Genomic DNA, 14075 nt, shown 5'->3' with positions numbered 1-14075 from the left:
CGTGAGGCGACTTTATTTGTCCAGGAGTAAAGCATGCGTAATCTGATCCTCAGCGCCGCTCTCGTTACCGCCAGCCTCTTCGGCATGACGGCACAAGCTGCCGATGTGCCGCTTGAAGCCGGTAAAACCTATGTCGAATTGACTAACCCTGTACCGGTTTCGGTGCCTGGCAAGATCGAAGTCGTGGAGCTGTTCTGGTACGGCTGCCCGCATTGCTACGCTTTTGAGCCAACCATCAATCCTTGGGTTGAAAAACTCCCGTCCGACGTGAACTTCAAGCGCATCCCGGCCATGTTCGGCGGCCCATGGGATGCCCACGGCCAATTGTTCCTGACCCTGGAAGCCATGGGTGTTGAGCACAAGGTCCATAACGCCGTATTCGACGCGATCCAGAAACAAGGCAAGCGCCTGACCAAGCCGGAAGAAATGGCCGACTTCGTCGCCACCCAGGGTGTCGACAAGGACAAGTTCCTCGCCACCTTCAACTCTTTCGCTATCCAGGGCCAGATCAAGCAGGCCAAGGAACTCGCGCAGAAGTATGGCGTGCAAGGCGTACCGACCATGATCGTCAACGGTAAATACCGTTTCGACCTCGGCACTGCTGGTGGTCCGGAAGCTGTCCTCAACGTTGCAGACCAATTGATCGCCAAAGAGCGCGCCGCCAAGTAAGGGGGCTCACCATGCGCCGCCGGGGTACCGAACGTGTCGTAGGCCTGCATGAGCCGCGGGTCAACGAGCATCATCTGGAGTCCACGGGCTTGCCGGCTGACAGTCGCTTGCGCCTGCTCAGTTTCAATATTCAGGTGGGCATCAGTACCGAGAAGTACCGCCACTACCTTACCCGTGGCTGGCAGCATCTGCTGCCGCATAACGGGCGGGCCGGCAACCTGCAAAAAATCGGCAACCTGCTCAACGACTTCGATCTGGTCGCCTTGCAGGAAGTCGATGGCGGCAGCATTCGCTCCGGCTACATCAATCAGGTGGAGCACCTGGCTCAGTTGGGGGCCTTCCCCTACTGGTATCAGCAACTCAATCGCAACCTCGGGCGCCTGGCACAGCACAGTAATGGTGTGCTCAGCCGCCTGAAGCCAACTGCCATCGAAGACCATCCATTGCCAGGCCCCAAAGGGCGTGGGGCGATTCTGGTGCGCTTCGGCGAAGGCCCCGAAGCCCTGGTGGTGGTGATGATGCACCTGGCGCTCGGAGGGCGTACGCGCAACCTCCAGCTTGCCTACGTGCGTGAGCTGATTGGCAACTACAAGCATCAGGTGCTGATGGGTGACATGAACACCCATGCCAATGACCTGTTGCAGAATTCCCCGTTGCGTGACCTTGGGTTACTGGCGCCGCAAGTCGAAGCCACGTTCCCCAGTTGGCGCCCGCAACGCTGTCTGGATCATATCCTGCTGAGCCCTACCCTCACGCTCGAAAGTGTGCAGGTTTTGGCGCAGCCCATTTCCGACCACCTGCCGGTCGCGGTCGAGATTCGTCTGCCGGGTTCGCTCACGGCAGATGCATTGCCCGCGTTGAGCCCAGGCACCAGCGGACCCCTTGCATGAGCGACGACGCCCAGCGCTGGAAAGAGAAATACCTCAAGAGCATCGAGCAACAAGACAAGCTCGAACGCCGCTGGGCTGCCCGCCTCGACCTGCTGCGCCGTGGGCTGGTACGCAGCACGCTGGCCGCTGAAGGAACGGACCGCGCAGTCGATCAATGCATGAAGGAAATGCGCGACATCGTGCGCAGCGACGACATGGATGCCGCCCTCGCCGCCTTGCTGCCGCGTCTGGAAAAAGCCGTGCTGGATTCAGAGCAGCGCCGCGAAACCCGGGTTGACCAGATCAGCACTGCGCTCACGGCACTGGTCGCGCAGTTGCAGAAGTTACCGCTGCCCCGTGAAGTGGCCCGCCCGCTGAAAGCCTTCGCCAAGCAACTCGATGGTCGTGTCGGGCAGGCGCGGGAGATACCGTTGCTCCTGAGTGAGCTCAGTAGTCTACAAGGGCAGGCACTGGACAACCTGGAGCCGGACAGCGAAAACCCCCGTTCAGGGCCGGGTCTGCTGCAGCGCCTGTTCGGCAGTAAAGATGCTGCAACCGAAGCCGGCGAACCGGTTCCTACAGCTACGCCGCAGCCGGTGGCGCCAAAGTCTGCGCCCGAGCCTCAGGAGCCGGCGCAGTCCGAGGTGCTGGCCGAAGCGTTGCGGGCATTCGAGCCAGCGCCATCAGCGCCGACGGCGTCGCCGCCTGAACCCGTTGTGCCCGTTGCGCAGGCCCAGGTCGCCAGCGAAACGTTTGTCTTCGAAGCCCCTGCGCAGTCGGTGGCCGCTGCCCCACCTGTCGAAGCCCCTGACGTTGAGGAGCCGGAGCCAACTCTGGAGGCGCCGGCATCCGAGAGTGCGCTCGCCGCTTTTATCGAAGCGCCCGAGGTGCAGGTCGACAGAGTGGAGGCAACGACCATCGGCAGCCTGTCGCTCCCGCCTGTGCTGGACAGCGCCGAACCCGACCCTGATGCGTTGCAAGCGGACGGCGTCTACGCCCTGCCCGACTCGCCCGAGCCGTCCTACAGCTCGGTCGCCAAACATATCGAAAGCACTTTGCTCGGCTTGCTGGAAGACCTTGACCTGCCCGAACGCCACCGGCCCCAGGCCGAGGCCATGCGCGAGCGTCTGGCCAATGGTTTGAACTGGTACGAGCTGCTGCCGATCCTGGATGACCTGGCGGTGTTGATGCTGGCGATCACCGACAGCGGCCAGCATGAGTTCGAGGCTTATCTCAAGCAGCTCAACGAGCGTCTCGAAGCGTTTCAAGGCCATTTGCAGGTTGCCAGTGACGGCCACGCCGATAGCCGTTCGGCCGCGCGCGAATTGGATACGCAGATTCGTGAACAGGTCGATGGCTTGCAAAGCAGCGTACAGGAAGCGTCCGACCTGAACAGCCTCAAGCAGGTGCTGGAAAGCCATCTTGAAGGTTTGCTCGGCACCATGGATGAGCATCAGCAGCAGCGCGACCAGCGTGAACAGGAAGTGGCGGCGCGTTTGAAGGGCTTGGCTGAGCGGGTTGCGAGCATGGAGCAGGAAGCTCAAGGCTATCGCGAACACCTGGAGGTGCAGCGTCAGAAAGCCTTGATTGACCCGCTCACCGGCCTGCCTAACCGCGCCGCCTGGAGTGAGCGCCTGGATCAGGAGGTCAATGCCTGGCACCAGCGCGGCAACAGCTTGTCGCTGGCGATACTGGACCTGGACCATTTCAAGCGCATCAACGACGGTTATGGGCACCTGGCCGGTGACAAAGTCTTGAAGATCATCGCCAACGTGCTGAGCAAGCGCCTGCGGCCAAGCGATTTTATTGCGCGTTTTGGTGGCGAGGAGTTTGTGTTGCTGATGCCTGACTCATTGCTGGCCGATGCCTTGGCCGTGGGTGAGGTGCTGCGTGCGGCGATTGAAGCGTGTCCGTTCCACTTCAAAGGCGAGCCGGTGACGATCACGGTGTCCATGGGCGTGGCGCAGTTTCTGCCGGGTGAGCGTAGTGATCTAGCGCTCAAGCGTGCTGACGAGGCGTTGTACCGGGCCAAGGCGGCGGGACGTAACAAGGTGCTGGCGGCTTAAAAGATGTTCCATTTTGTGATTTGACCGCCGCGCTACCCTTCATACGTTACACTGTTGCATTATCGTCTTCAGTGTAACGTGATCTGCCATGAAATCCCTGTACATCGCTTTTGTGTTTCTACTACTCGCCGGCTGTGCAAGCGGCCCCCGTCTCGATACCAGCCACCCTTCGGCGAACCACGACAACCGCATACAGTTCGTCATCGTCCATTACACCTCCGCCAACCTTGAGCGTTCCTTGGCCCTGTTGACCCACGGCCAGGTCAGCAGCCATTACCTGATTGGTAACGATGCCTCGGGCACTATCTACAAGTTGGTGGATGAGAGCCAGCGGGCCTGGCATGCAGGCGAGAGCGAGTGGTTGGGGCGCACCTGGCTCAACTCCAGTTCCATCGGTATCGAAATCGTCAACCCGGGGTATCGCGACACCCCGACGGGCCGCGTCTGGTACCCGTACTCCGAGGCGCAGGTACAGTCACTCATCGTGCTGTTGAAAGACATCAGCAAGCGCAACGGAATTGACCCTAAGCACATCATCGGTCACAGCGATATCGCGCCGCTGCGCAAGCTTGATCCAGGCCCACTGTTTCCGTGGAAGCGGTTGGCGGCTGAAGGGTTGGGAGTCTGGCCGGACGCGCAGGCAGTGGCTCGTTTCCAGGCGCAGTATGTAGCGCAGTTGCCGAGCGTGGCCTGGTTCCAGGAAGAGCTGGCGCGCCTGGGCTACCAGACGCCTCAAACCGGCGAGCTGGATGTCGCCACGCGCCATGTAATAGCGGCTTTCCAGATGCATTTCAGGCCATCGCTGTTTGACGGCACGCCGGATGCCGAAAGTGCTGCGATCCTGAGTGCGTTGAACCATCGCTGATCGCCAGGCGGGTAAATGCTCGCTTACAAGGGCAGTGCCATGTAGAACTGCGTGCCCTGCCCTGGCCGTGAGTACACACCCATTCGGCCCCCGTGCAATTGCACGATCTCCTTGCACAGCGCCAGCCCAAGGCCGGCGCCGCCTTTCTTGCGGCCCACTTGTACGAAAGGTTCGAAGATGCGTCCCTGTTGGCCGTACGCGATACCTTCGCCGTTATCCTCCACGCTGATAATCACTCGTTCGCCATGGCGACGGGCCTGCAGGCGAATCTGCCCGCCTTCGGCGGTATGGCGCAGGGCATTGGCCAGCAGATTGTCGAGCACGCGCTCCAGTTGGGCCTGGTCAGCGTGCAGTCGCGGCAAATCGGCTTGGGCTTCAACCAGCAACTCGATGTGTTGTGCATTCGCCGGTTCCGCAAACCGCGCTTGGGCGTGCTCCAGCAAGTCCGTGATATCGCACGGCGCCAGAGTGAGTTTCTGCAGGCCATTCTGGTAACGCGAAAAATTCAGCAAGTCGTTGATCAACTGCATCAGGCGCTGCATTTCTTCGTTGACCGTATCCAGCAAGTCCGCTTCCCGGGACTCTTCAGGAAACTTTGCGCGCTCGCGAAACAAGCCGAAGGCCATGTGCATGCCGGTCACCGGCGTGCGTAACTCATGGGAGGCGCGCAGGACAAACTCGCTGCGCACTCGCTCAAAGGCGCGCTGCTCCGTAACGTCGTGCAGCACCATCACCGCTCCGAGAATATGCCCCTGAGTATGGCTCACCGGGGTCAGGCTGTAGGTCAGCAGGCGCAACTCGCCTTCGACTTCCACCTCTAGATCCTCCGGTGCTCGCTCCAGATTGCCGCCGCGCAGCACCAGTTGCAGTTGTTCATCCATTTCCGGGCGTGCGAGAGCCTCGCCCAGGCCTTGGCCGAGGCGTTCCTCGTCCCACCCCAACTGGCGCTGTGCCACGGGGTTGAGGTGTTCCAGGCAGCCTTGGCGGTCAATCATCAGCAGGCCGTCATCAATACTGTCGAGCACCGCTTGCAGGCGTTGCTGACCGGCCAGCAGCTCGTCGACATTGGTCGCCTGATGCTGGCGCAATGCTTCGGCCATGATGCCGAAGCGGCGCGTCAGCTGGTTCATCTCTGCTGCTGAGGAGATGGGCAGGGTGACTTCAAAGTCGCCCTGCCCGATCCTGTCGGCGGCTTTAGCCAGCGCTTCGATAGGCCCGCCGAAGCGTCGAGCGATGCCATGTGCCGTGATGAAACCGATGATCAGCACCGCAAGCCCGACCAGCCCGAGCAGGCCGGAGATCACCAGCGCGCGTTCCCGGGACTCGTGTTCACTGTTGCTGATGTTTTCCAGAGCCTGCTTATGATCGACAATCAGGCCGTTGCGCAACACGTTGAAGGCTTCGGTGAGTTGTTCTCTGCTGCCGGGCGGCGGCGATGGCTGCTGGGATTTGTCAAACGCTTCCAGCAGGTTCTGGTAGTCGATGCGCGCCTGGCTGAAGCCATTGCCGCGACCGTTTTGCTGTTCATGGGCGATGCCCTGGTCCAGCAGTTCGAAATAGTGTTGCTTGGAGGCTTGCAACGCCTGCGTGTCAGGCGGCTTTTCCAGCATCATGATCAACTGGTCGCCCAGGCTCTGGCGCAGCTTGAGCCCCAGTTCCAGGTTGATGAAGCTGCTGCGGATCAATGACTCCTGGGTCTTGGCCATTTGCATGACGCTGACCAGGCCCAGGATCAACCCCAGCAGGGCGACGCTGATCAGCGCTGAGATACTCAGGAACAACCGAGTACGCAGTTTCATCGCAAGCTTCATAGGGTGTGTTTCACAGGTTGTACTGTTTGCGTTTGCGGTACAGGGTCGACGCGTCGATGCCCAGCGTGCGTGCCGCCTGGTCCAGGGTGTCGCTGGTGGCGAGCACAGCGCCGATATGCGCTTTCTCTAGCTCGTCCAGGCTCAGCGCCGCGCCGATGCGTGGCGCATTGTTGGTCGGCTGTTCAGCCATGCCGAGATGGCTGATCTCGACCTTCTCCTGAGGGCATATGATGCTGGCCCGCTCCACCACGTTGCGCAGCTCACGGATATTGCCCGGCCAGCGATAGTTGAGCAGCGCTTCGCGTGCCTGATCACTGAACCCTCGGGCGGGCCGTGCGTACTCCTTCACGAACCGCGCCAGGAAACGGTCGGCCAGGGTCAGGATGTCTTCACTGCGTTCGCGCAGCGGCGGCAGGTGCAGGGTGATGACGTTGAGGCGGTAGAGCAAGTCTTCCCGGAAGCGGCCGTCGCGCACCATGTCTTCCAGGTTCAAGTTGGTGGCTGCGAGGATGCGCACATCGGCCCGTCGGGTCACCGGGTCGCCGACACGCTCGTACTCTTTGTCCTGGATAAAGCGCAGTAACTTGGGTTGCAACGTGAGTGGAAAGTCGCCGATCTCGTCGAGAAAAAGCGTACCGCCATCGGCCTGGTTGACCCGGCCCAATGTGCTCTCGCTGGCGCCGGTAAACGCACCGCGGCTGTGGCCGAACAGCTCGCTCTCCATCAACTCCGCTGTCAAAGACGGGCAATTGATGGTGACGCAGGATTTTTTCGCGCGCTTGCTCCAACCATGAATGGCGCGGGCCAATTCACCTTTACCGGTACCGGACTCGCCCAGGATCAGGATATTGGCGTCGGTACCCGCCACTTGGCGTGCGGTTTCCAGCACCACCATCATGGAGGGGCTGTGAGAGTCGAGGCCGTCCTTGGGTTGGCGCACTTCGCCTTCCAGCGCCTCCAGGCGTGCCGACAATTGGCGCACTTCCAACTGCTTGGCCGTGGCCAAGCGCAATTGGTCAGGACTGCATGGCTTGACCAGATAATCGGCGGCACCGGCCTGGATGGCGTCCACGGCGGTATCCACGGCCGAATGCGCGGTGACGATCACCACACGCATCCACGGTGCCTGGATGCGCATCTGGGCCAGTACATCCAGGCCGTTGTCCTCGCCCAGACGCAGGTCGAGGAAACACAGGTCGAACACTTGGCGTTGCATCAAGGCATCGGCTTGGGCGGCGCTGTTGGCTGTGGCTACGGTGTAGCCCTCGTCTTCCAGGCAGTATCTGAACGTGCGCAGGATTGCGGATTCGTCATCCACTAAAAGAATGCGGCCTTGAAGTTCCTTGGCTGATTCCATCTGTCCCGCGCTCCTTAACTATGAATGATGGTGGTTAGTCCCGGAATAATCGGGCAAGTTGCATGGTTCATTCTGATTCATAAAAAGCATCTTCGTGCAGCTATCTGCGCGCCTTCCTACAAACCCGCTGATTGGTGGCGTATTCATGCCTTCGTGCCACTTCGGCAACTCGATGAAGGCTTTCGATCCCTTTACCCGACCATTGGCTATCGTGCAATTCGCACGGCCCTGGGCAGGGCATCGTGCAGGATGCTGGGCGGCGCCTTCAAAGCAAAGTCCTAACATTCTGATTTTATTGAGTTTTTTTGTTTAAAAAAACTGGCATGCACTCTGCAATAACTCTCCCAACAGTGTCATGAACGAATAATCAGAATGCGGGAGAAATACAGCATGACTCGTCAACACCTCAGCCAACTGCGTATTTCGTCCCTGCGTTTGCAGCAAGGTCTTTTTGCCAGCCTGGCGCTGATGGTCACGTTGATTGTCGGGCAGCAAATGCAGGCTTGGCAGCAGAGTCATCAGCAGCAAGTCCCTCAGTTTGAACGTCCGATCATGACCCAGACCCATTTCTCTTCTCTTGAGAGCCGTTCTCTTGGCAACTTGACGGCTCCGCAATTGAGAGTGGTCGATCAGGATTCCACCCTGGGCGAACTGCCCGTCCAAGAACGTTGGGTGTTCTAGGCAAGAAAAGGTCGTTCTTGTTGAGCGGCTGCACGGTAATACCCCTGTTACCCCTATAGAAGCGTAAGGAGAATCACCATGTTGAGTTGGGCTATCACATTTCTGATCATCGCCATTGTGGCTGCCGTCTTGGGCTTCGGTGGTATCGCGGGCACCGCTACGGGTATCGCCAAGATCCTGTTCGTGGTTTTCCTGGTGATGTTCATCGCTTCGTTCTTCTTTGGTCGTCGCGGCCGAGGCTGACTATGACCACTTCGTCCTTTAAAACCTTGGCTGCCGTCCTGCTTCTGGGCGGCAGTAGCTGGGCAATGGCCGCCAATGACGGCCAATCCCGGGCCAACGAGTTGCTGAGTTCCGACTCGCAGTTTCGTGAGACCTGGCAAGGCGTGGTGAAGAAAGAAGAGCGCCTGCCGGAATGGGTCATGAACTTGTCGGGCGCGGCTGAGCAGATGAATGCCGTCGAAGAGGATGGCGACAAGTACTTGGTGGGGCCGCTTTGCGAGACCGCCGATACCTGTCGCAGCAAACGTCTGATCGTCGCGTTCAGTTATGACAAGAAGCACGCCTACGCCATGTTGGTACAGGTACCGGCCGGGTTGCCGGCGGACAAGTCGCCGACACGCCACGCGGACTACCGTTTCCTTGGCAAGCCGGATGAAGGCATGCAAAAGCTGCTGATGGAGCAGCTCAAGAAAGATCCGAATTGGTACTAGGTTGCGTCTGACGCTTGCCGCGTCTACGAAACCTGCATCCATAGAAAGAAGCCACTGCGCTTCTTTCTGTCTGCATCGCTCGCCAAGGGCGATGCATGACCAGGGGGCCGGGTTGCTCTGATCGATCGAGATCGGCGTGACCTACGGGCACAGGGAGTGCCTGCGCGAGGGCCGGGTCAGGCGAAAAGCTGCGACGCAAGTTCACAAGTGTTTTTTTGCTTGCTGAACTTGCGGCGAGCTTATGACTCTCATCATCCGCCTCGCATGCCGCTCTTCGCATACCGCGCATAGCAACTATTTTCTCTTTCGCTGCTGACTAACCATTACTGGGTATGTCGGCGTGACCATCTATCGAGAAATTTTTTGCCGCGCCATAGGACACTTCTGGCGCTAGGTCATGGATTTTCCGGGCAATTGCGCCACCGCCTGAAAGTCGTCCAGCATCTCTGAGCGAGCCGGGTTTGGCAGGTTCACGGCATATTTGCCAGACAATATGTCGCATTTGAACTGACCATTCGGACAGTTATTATCAAAAAAACTCATGCCGATTCGGCATAGGGTAGGCGTTTACGGCATTAGACGTCGCTCCCTTGCATCGGAATAGTTGCGCCTTTTTTCGCCTGCCAGTAAGCCATTTCGGCCACGCTGCGGTGACCTTCCATGGAGGCCGATGCTCACACTTTTTCGCTTTCGAGCGTTCCAGCTGGCGCATTCGCCTTAAGTCCACTTGAAGTAAGGGTAATGACATGAAGAAGGCAAAGCTAAGCCTCGCCTGGCAGATCCTCATCGGTTTGGTGCTGGGGATCGCAATCGGTGCAGTGCTCAACCATTTCAGTGCTGAAAAAGCCTGGTGGATCAGCAATGTGTTGCAGCCGGCGGGCGATATCTTTATCCGCCTGATCAAGATGATCGTGATCCCGATTGTGATTTCCTCGCTGATCGTCGGCATTGCCGGGGTCGGTGACGCGAAAAAGCTCGGCCGGATTGGTGTCAAAACCATCCTTTACTTCGAAATCGTCACCACCATTGCCATCGTGGTCGGCCTGCTGTTGGCCAACCTGTTCCACCCGGGCGCGGGTATCGACATGAGCACCCTGGGCACTGTCGATATCTCCAAGTACACCGCCACGGCAGCTGAAGTGCAGCATGAGCATGCGTTCATCGAGACTATTCTCAACCTGATTCCATCGAACATCTTTGCCGCCGTAGCCCGTGGCGAAATGCTGCCGATCATTTTCTTCTCGGTGCTGTTCGGCCTGGGTTTGTCGAGCCTCAAGCCTGAGCTGCGCGAGCCGCTGGTGACAATGTTCCAGGGCGTCTCCGAGAGCATGTTCAAAGTCACCCACATGATCATGAAGTACGCCCCGATCGGCGTCTTTGCACTGATCGCGGTGACGGTCGCGAACTTCGGCTTTGCTTCCTTGCTGCCGCTGGCCAAGCTGGTGATCCTGGTCTACGTCGCCATCCTGTTCTTCGCCTTTGCGGTGCTGGGCCTGATCGCTCGTCTGTTTGGCTTCTCGATCCTCAAGCTGATCCGCATCTTCAAGGATGAGCTGGTACTGGCCTACTCCACTGCCAGTTCCGAGACCGTGCTGCCACGCGTGATCGAAAAGATGGAAGCCTACGGCGCGCCGAAAGCGATCTGCAGCTTTGTGGTGCCGACCGGCTACTCGTTCAACCTCGACGGTTCGACGCTGTACCAGAGCATCGCGGCGATCTTTATCGCCCAGCTGTACGGCATCGACCTGTCGGTCGGCCAGCAGCTGATGCTGGTGCTGACCCTGATGGTCACCTCCAAAGGTATCGCCGGCGTGCCGGGTGTGTCCTTCGTCGTGCTGTTGGCCACCCTGGGCAGTGTGGGTATTCCGCTGGAAGGCCTGGCGTTCATCGCCGGTGTCGACCGCATCATGGACATGGCGCGTACCGCACTCAACGTCATTGGCAACGCCTTGGCCGTATTGGTCATCTCCCGTTGGGAAGGCATGTACGACGACGCCAAGGGTGAGCGCTACTGGAACTCCCTGCCGCACTGGCGCAGCAAGACAGCCTCGGTGATCGGCGAGACCAGCCGTAGCTGATAGCAATGTGATCTGAACCAACCCCGGGAAATCCGGGGTTTGTCGTTTCTGTCAGCCCCGCTATCATTCGCCCCATCTTTCGGGGGATTCATCTGATGCTCAATGGCCTGTGGCTTGGCTTCTTTGTCGTGGCAATGGTGTCGGCACTGGCGCAATGGCTGGTCGGCGGTAACGCCGGGATTTTCGCGGCGATGGTGGAAAGCATTTTCGCCATGGCCAAACTGTCGGTGGAAGTGATGGTGCTGCTGTTCGGCACCTTGACGCTGTGGTTGGGTTTTTTGCGCATCGCTGAAAAAGCCGGCATCGTCGACTGGCTGGCCAAGGCCCTCGGCCCGCTGTTTCGGCGCCTGATGCCCGAGGTGCCCGCCGGCCATCCGGCCATTGGCTTGATCACCCTGAACTTCGCCGCCAACGGCCTGGGCCTGGACAACGCCGCCACGCCGATTGGCCTCAAGGCGATGAAGGCACTGCAGGAACTCAACCCCCTCCCCAACACCGCAAGTAACGCACAGATCCTGTTCCTGGTGCTCAACGCTTCGTCGCTGACGCTGCTGCCGGTGACCATCTTCATGTACCGCGCCCAGCAAGGCGCCGCCGACCCGACGCTGGTGTTCCTGCCGATCCTGCTGGCCACCAGCGCCTCGACCCTCGTCGGCCTGCTGTCGGTGGCGATCATGCAGCGCTTGCGCCTGTGGGACCCGGTGGTGCTGGCCTACCTGATTCCCGGCGCCTTGGTGTTGGGTGGTTTCATGGCGTTGCTGGCGACCTTGTCTGCCACGGCGTTGGCAAGCTTGTCTTCGATCCTCGGCAACCTGACGCTGTTTGGCCTGATCATGCTGTTCCTGGTAATCGGTGCGTTGCGCAAGGTCAAGGTGTACGAAGCGTTTGTCGAGGGCGCCAAGGAAGGCTTCGACGTGGCCAAGAACCTGCTGCCGTACCTGGTGGCGATGCTTTGCGCCGTGGGTGTGCTGCGCGCCTCCGGAGCGTTGGACTTCGGCCTGGAAGGCATTCGTCATGTGGTGGCCTGGACGGGCATGGACACGCGCTTTGTCGACGCGCTGCCGACCGCAATGGTCAAGCCGTTTTCCGGCAGCGCGGCGCGGGCGCTGTTGATCGAGACCATGCAGACCAAGGGCGTGGACAGCTTTCCTGCGCTGGTGGCGGCGACGATCCAGGGCAGTACGGAAACCACCTTTTATGTGTTGGCGGTGTACTTCGGCTCGGTGGGCATCCAGCGAGCCAGGCATGCGGTGGGGTGTGCGTTGCTGGCGGAGTTTGCCGGTGTGGTGGCGGCTATTGCGGTGTGCTACTGGTTCTTTGGCTAACCCTTAGACCGCTATCGGGAGCAAGCCCCCTCCCACATTTTGATCTGTGAATACATTCAAGCTGTGGGAGGGGGCTTGCTCCCGATGAGGCCCTCAGCGTTTCGCAGTAGCATTGCCCTGCGCCACCACCCAATCCACCACCTGCCTGTTCAACTGGTCTCCCGCCAGCCCGAATGCAGCAACCACCGCAGGCACCTTGGTATCACTTACCGGCTGGTGCACCTCAAATCGCCGGCTGGCGATGATCCGCTGATCACTGCCGCGCACCAGCCGCGCATCCAGACGGATCACCACTTCCACCGCCCCGCCCCGGTATTCGCTCTGAAACGCCTGCAACTGCCCGCCCAGCTCATAGTCGGCTTGCAAGTTGGTCTCATCGGTACTCAGCAGCGTCACCCGTCCATCACGTTGGAAGCCGTCCATGAACCGATTGCGCAGCAAGACGGGCGATGGGTCGCTCCAGCGTGAATTGGCATAGCTGCTGATCAGGTTGCCATCAGGCACCACGGCAATGCGTGGGCTGTCGAGAAATTCGCTGGTTTGCGGCTTGGCGATACGCAGCGACCAACTGACCGCTGCACCTTGGGTCGCTGTCTGGGTCGAGGCCAGACGGTACACGTCCGAAGGGTCGGCCTTGGGCAGGATCGAGCACGCGCCGACCAGCACTAGTGCAAGAGGGGCGATCATTTGGTAAGCACGCTTCATGGCGTGAACTCCTTGTTCTTGTCGCTGCCCAGCAAGTAGCCACTGGGGTTGGCTTCCAGGCGACGGGAGATGGCGCGCAGCGAACCCAGGGTTTCGCGCAGTTCACGCACCGCCGGTGCCAGTTCGTTGAGGCCCTGCATGCCGCTGTTCACCGAGTCCTTGTTGTCGGTCAGCAAGGTGTTGAGGGTCGCGGTGCTTTGTTCGAGGGATTTCATCGCCTGCTCAGCGCTGCCGAAAGCTTGCTTGCCTTGCTCATTGAGCAGCCCGTTGGCGCTACGCATCAGCGTGGTGGTTTGCTCCAGCGCGGCGCCGGCCTGCTTGCTCACCTGCAGCAACTGCTGCATCACCACTTTGATATCGCCGCGCTGGTCGGCGATGGCACCGGTGGTTTGCTGCAAGTTGTCCAGGGTTTTGCTCAAGCGCTCGACGTTCTCGCCGGAGAAGACGCGATTAGCGTTGTGCAGCAACAGGTTGACGCTGGTCATCAGGTCGTTGCTGTTGTTCAACAGGCGTGCGATGGGCGACGGTGAGGCGATGATTTCCGGCAGGTTACCGTCCTTGCCCTTGAGTACTGGGCTTTGCGGTGTACCGCCGCTGAGCTGGATGATCGAGGTGCCGGTGATACCGGTCAGGGCCAGTTTGGCCTGGGTGTCTTCCTTGATCGGCGTCTGCCCGGCCAGGCGGATGCGGGCGAGGACGCGGCGGGGGTCTTTGGGGTCCAGGCGCAGGCTGGTGACATCCCCTACCTTGATCCCGCTGTACTGCACCGAGCTGCCTTGTGACAGGCCGCTGACCGCCTCGTTGAACACGACCTCGTAATCCTGGAAGGCGCTGTCGACGCTGGACTTGGCCAGCCACAGGCCAAATAGCATCGCGCCGACCACCACGATTACGCTGAACAGACCGATCATCACATGATGGGCTCGGGTTTCCATG

General features: G+C 59.9%; 13 protein-coding genes. 9 read left to right on the top strand and 4 right to left on the bottom strand.

Translation table 11 applies throughout. The features are described 5' to 3' along the window. The first annotated feature begins 33 nt into the window (after positions 1-33). The 4 genes from dsbA to JBE38_RS10200 all read left to right on the top strand — a co-directional run bounded on the left by dsbA (position 34) and on the right by JBE38_RS10200 (position 4469). A complete protein-coding gene (gene dsbA, locus JBE38_RS10215; protein WP_198761129.1) occupies positions 34-669 on the top strand; it encodes a thiol:disulfide interchange protein DsbA in 636 nt (211 codons plus the stop codon). Positions 670-680: 11 nt separating this feature from the next. After that, complete coding sequence (locus JBE38_RS10210) at positions 681-1559, top strand: endonuclease/exonuclease/phosphatase family protein (protein ID WP_090367703.1); 879 nt, start codon at positions 681-683, stop codon at positions 1557-1559. Next, positions 1556-3604 (top strand): GGDEF domain-containing protein, encoded by a 2049-nt coding sequence (locus tag JBE38_RS10205; protein ID WP_205344241.1) that lies wholly within the window; start codon positions 1556-1558, stop codon positions 3602-3604. Before JBE38_RS10210 ends, JBE38_RS10205 begins: the two co-directional genes overlap by 4 nt. 88 nt (positions 3605-3692) lie before the next feature. Beyond that, positions 3693-4469 (top strand): N-acetylmuramoyl-L-alanine amidase, encoded by a 777-nt coding sequence (locus JBE38_RS10200; RefSeq protein WP_205344240.1) that lies wholly within the window; start codon positions 3693-3695, stop codon positions 4467-4469. A 23-nt stretch (positions 4470-4492) separates the two neighbouring features. Here the strand turns inward: JBE38_RS10200 and JBE38_RS10195 are convergent, their stop codons facing one another. Continuing rightward, positions 4493-6280, bottom strand: coding sequence for an ATP-binding protein (locus JBE38_RS10195; protein ID WP_090367699.1), 1788 nt, complete (start codon positions 6278-6280; stop codon positions 4493-4495). A 10-nt stretch (positions 6281-6290) separates the two neighbouring features. After that, positions 6291-7637, bottom strand: coding sequence for a sigma-54-dependent response regulator transcription factor AlgB (gene algB / locus JBE38_RS10190; protein ID WP_060756483.1), 1347 nt, complete (start codon positions 7635-7637; stop codon positions 6291-6293). 390 nt (positions 7638-8027) lie between these two features. Here algB and JBE38_RS10185 point away from each other — a divergent pair, with 390 nt between their 5' ends. The 5 genes from JBE38_RS10185 (at position 8028) to JBE38_RS10165 (ending at position 12434) form a co-directional block, all read left to right on the top strand. Then, positions 8028-8318, top strand: a complete 291-nt coding sequence (locus JBE38_RS10185) for a hypothetical protein (RefSeq protein WP_205344239.1) — start codon at positions 8028-8030, stop codon at positions 8316-8318. A 78-nt stretch (positions 8319-8396) separates the two neighbouring features. After that, on the top strand, positions 8397-8561 hold the full coding sequence (locus JBE38_RS10180) for a DUF1328 domain-containing protein (RefSeq protein ID WP_003170804.1): 165 nt from the start codon (positions 8397-8399) through the stop codon (positions 8559-8561). Positions 8562-8563: 2 nt separating this feature from the next. Next, positions 8564-9031 carry an inhibitor of vertebrate lysozyme family protein gene (locus tag JBE38_RS10175; protein WP_060756481.1) on the top strand — a complete coding sequence of 156 codons (468 nt, stop codon included), beginning with the start codon at positions 8564-8566 and terminating at the stop codon, positions 9029-9031. A gap of 746 nt (positions 9032-9777) precedes the next feature. Continuing rightward, on the top strand, positions 9778-11109 hold the full coding sequence (gltP, locus tag JBE38_RS10170) for a glutamate/aspartate:proton symporter GltP (protein ID WP_060756480.1): 1332 nt from the start codon (positions 9778-9780) through the stop codon (positions 11107-11109). A gap of 95 nt (positions 11110-11204) precedes the next feature. Next, positions 11205-12434, top strand: a complete 1230-nt coding sequence (locus JBE38_RS10165; RefSeq protein ID WP_060756479.1) for a nucleoside recognition domain-containing protein — start codon at positions 11205-11207, stop codon at positions 12432-12434. 93 nt (positions 12435-12527) lie between these two features. Here JBE38_RS10165 and JBE38_RS10160 read toward each other — a convergent pair whose 3' ends face one another. Further along, positions 12528-13139, bottom strand: coding sequence for an ABC-type transport auxiliary lipoprotein family protein (locus tag JBE38_RS10160; protein WP_205344238.1), 612 nt, complete (start codon positions 13137-13139; stop codon positions 12528-12530). Then, positions 13136-14074 carry an MlaD family protein gene (locus tag JBE38_RS10155; protein WP_060756477.1) on the bottom strand — a complete coding sequence of 313 codons (939 nt, stop codon included), beginning with the start codon at positions 14072-14074 and terminating at the stop codon, positions 13136-13138. Before JBE38_RS10155 ends, JBE38_RS10160 begins: the two co-directional genes overlap by 4 nt. Position 14075 lies beyond the last annotated feature (1 nt).

This window comes from Pseudomonas sp. ICBG1301 (assembly GCF_016918385.1).
GTDB classification, from domain to species: domain Bacteria; phylum Pseudomonadota; class Gammaproteobacteria; order Pseudomonadales; family Pseudomonadaceae; genus Aquipseudomonas; species Aquipseudomonas palleroniana.
The sequence above is the reverse complement of the archived record's forward strand: the minus strand, read 5'-3'. Positions and strand labels throughout refer to the sequence as shown.

Excerpts from the sequence above, each read along its gene's own strand:
- JBE38_RS10185 (WP_205344239.1), top strand. The coding sequence starts at position 8,028 with ATGACTCGTCAACACCTCAGCCAACTGCGTATTTCGTCCCTGCGTTTG.
- JBE38_RS10155 (WP_060756477.1), bottom strand. The coding sequence starts at position 14,074 with ATGGAAACCCGAGCCCATCATGTGATGATCGGTCTGTTCAGCGTAATC.
- JBE38_RS10210 (WP_090367703.1), top strand. The coding sequence starts at position 681 with ATGCGCCGCCGGGGTACCGAACGTGTCGTAGGCCTGCATGAGCCGCGG.
- gltP (WP_060756480.1), top strand. The coding sequence starts at position 9,778 with ATGAAGAAGGCAAAGCTAAGCCTCGCCTGGCAGATCCTCATCGGTTTG.
- dsbA (WP_198761129.1), top strand. The coding sequence starts at position 34 with ATGCGTAATCTGATCCTCAGCGCCGCTCTCGTTACCGCCAGCCTCTTC.
- JBE38_RS10165 (WP_060756479.1), top strand. The coding sequence starts at position 11,205 with ATGCTCAATGGCCTGTGGCTTGGCTTCTTTGTCGTGGCAATGGTGTCG.
- JBE38_RS10175 (WP_060756481.1), top strand. The coding sequence starts at position 8,564 with ATGACCACTTCGTCCTTTAAAACCTTGGCTGCCGTCCTGCTTCTGGGC.
- JBE38_RS10180 (WP_003170804.1), top strand. The coding sequence starts at position 8,397 with ATGTTGAGTTGGGCTATCACATTTCTGATCATCGCCATTGTGGCTGCC.
- algB (WP_060756483.1), bottom strand. The coding sequence starts at position 7,637 with ATGGAATCAGCCAAGGAACTTCAAGGCCGCATTCTTTTAGTGGATGAC.
- JBE38_RS10160 (WP_205344238.1), bottom strand. The coding sequence starts at position 13,139 with ATGAAGCGTGCTTACCAAATGATCGCCCCTCTTGCACTAGTGCTGGTC.
- JBE38_RS10195 (WP_090367699.1), bottom strand. The coding sequence starts at position 6,280 with ATGAAGCTTGCGATGAAACTGCGTACTCGGTTGTTCCTGAGTATCTCA.
- JBE38_RS10205 (WP_205344241.1), top strand. The coding sequence starts at position 1,556 with ATGAGCGACGACGCCCAGCGCTGGAAAGAGAAATACCTCAAGAGCATC.
- JBE38_RS10200 (WP_205344240.1), top strand. The coding sequence starts at position 3,693 with ATGAAATCCCTGTACATCGCTTTTGTGTTTCTACTACTCGCCGGCTGT.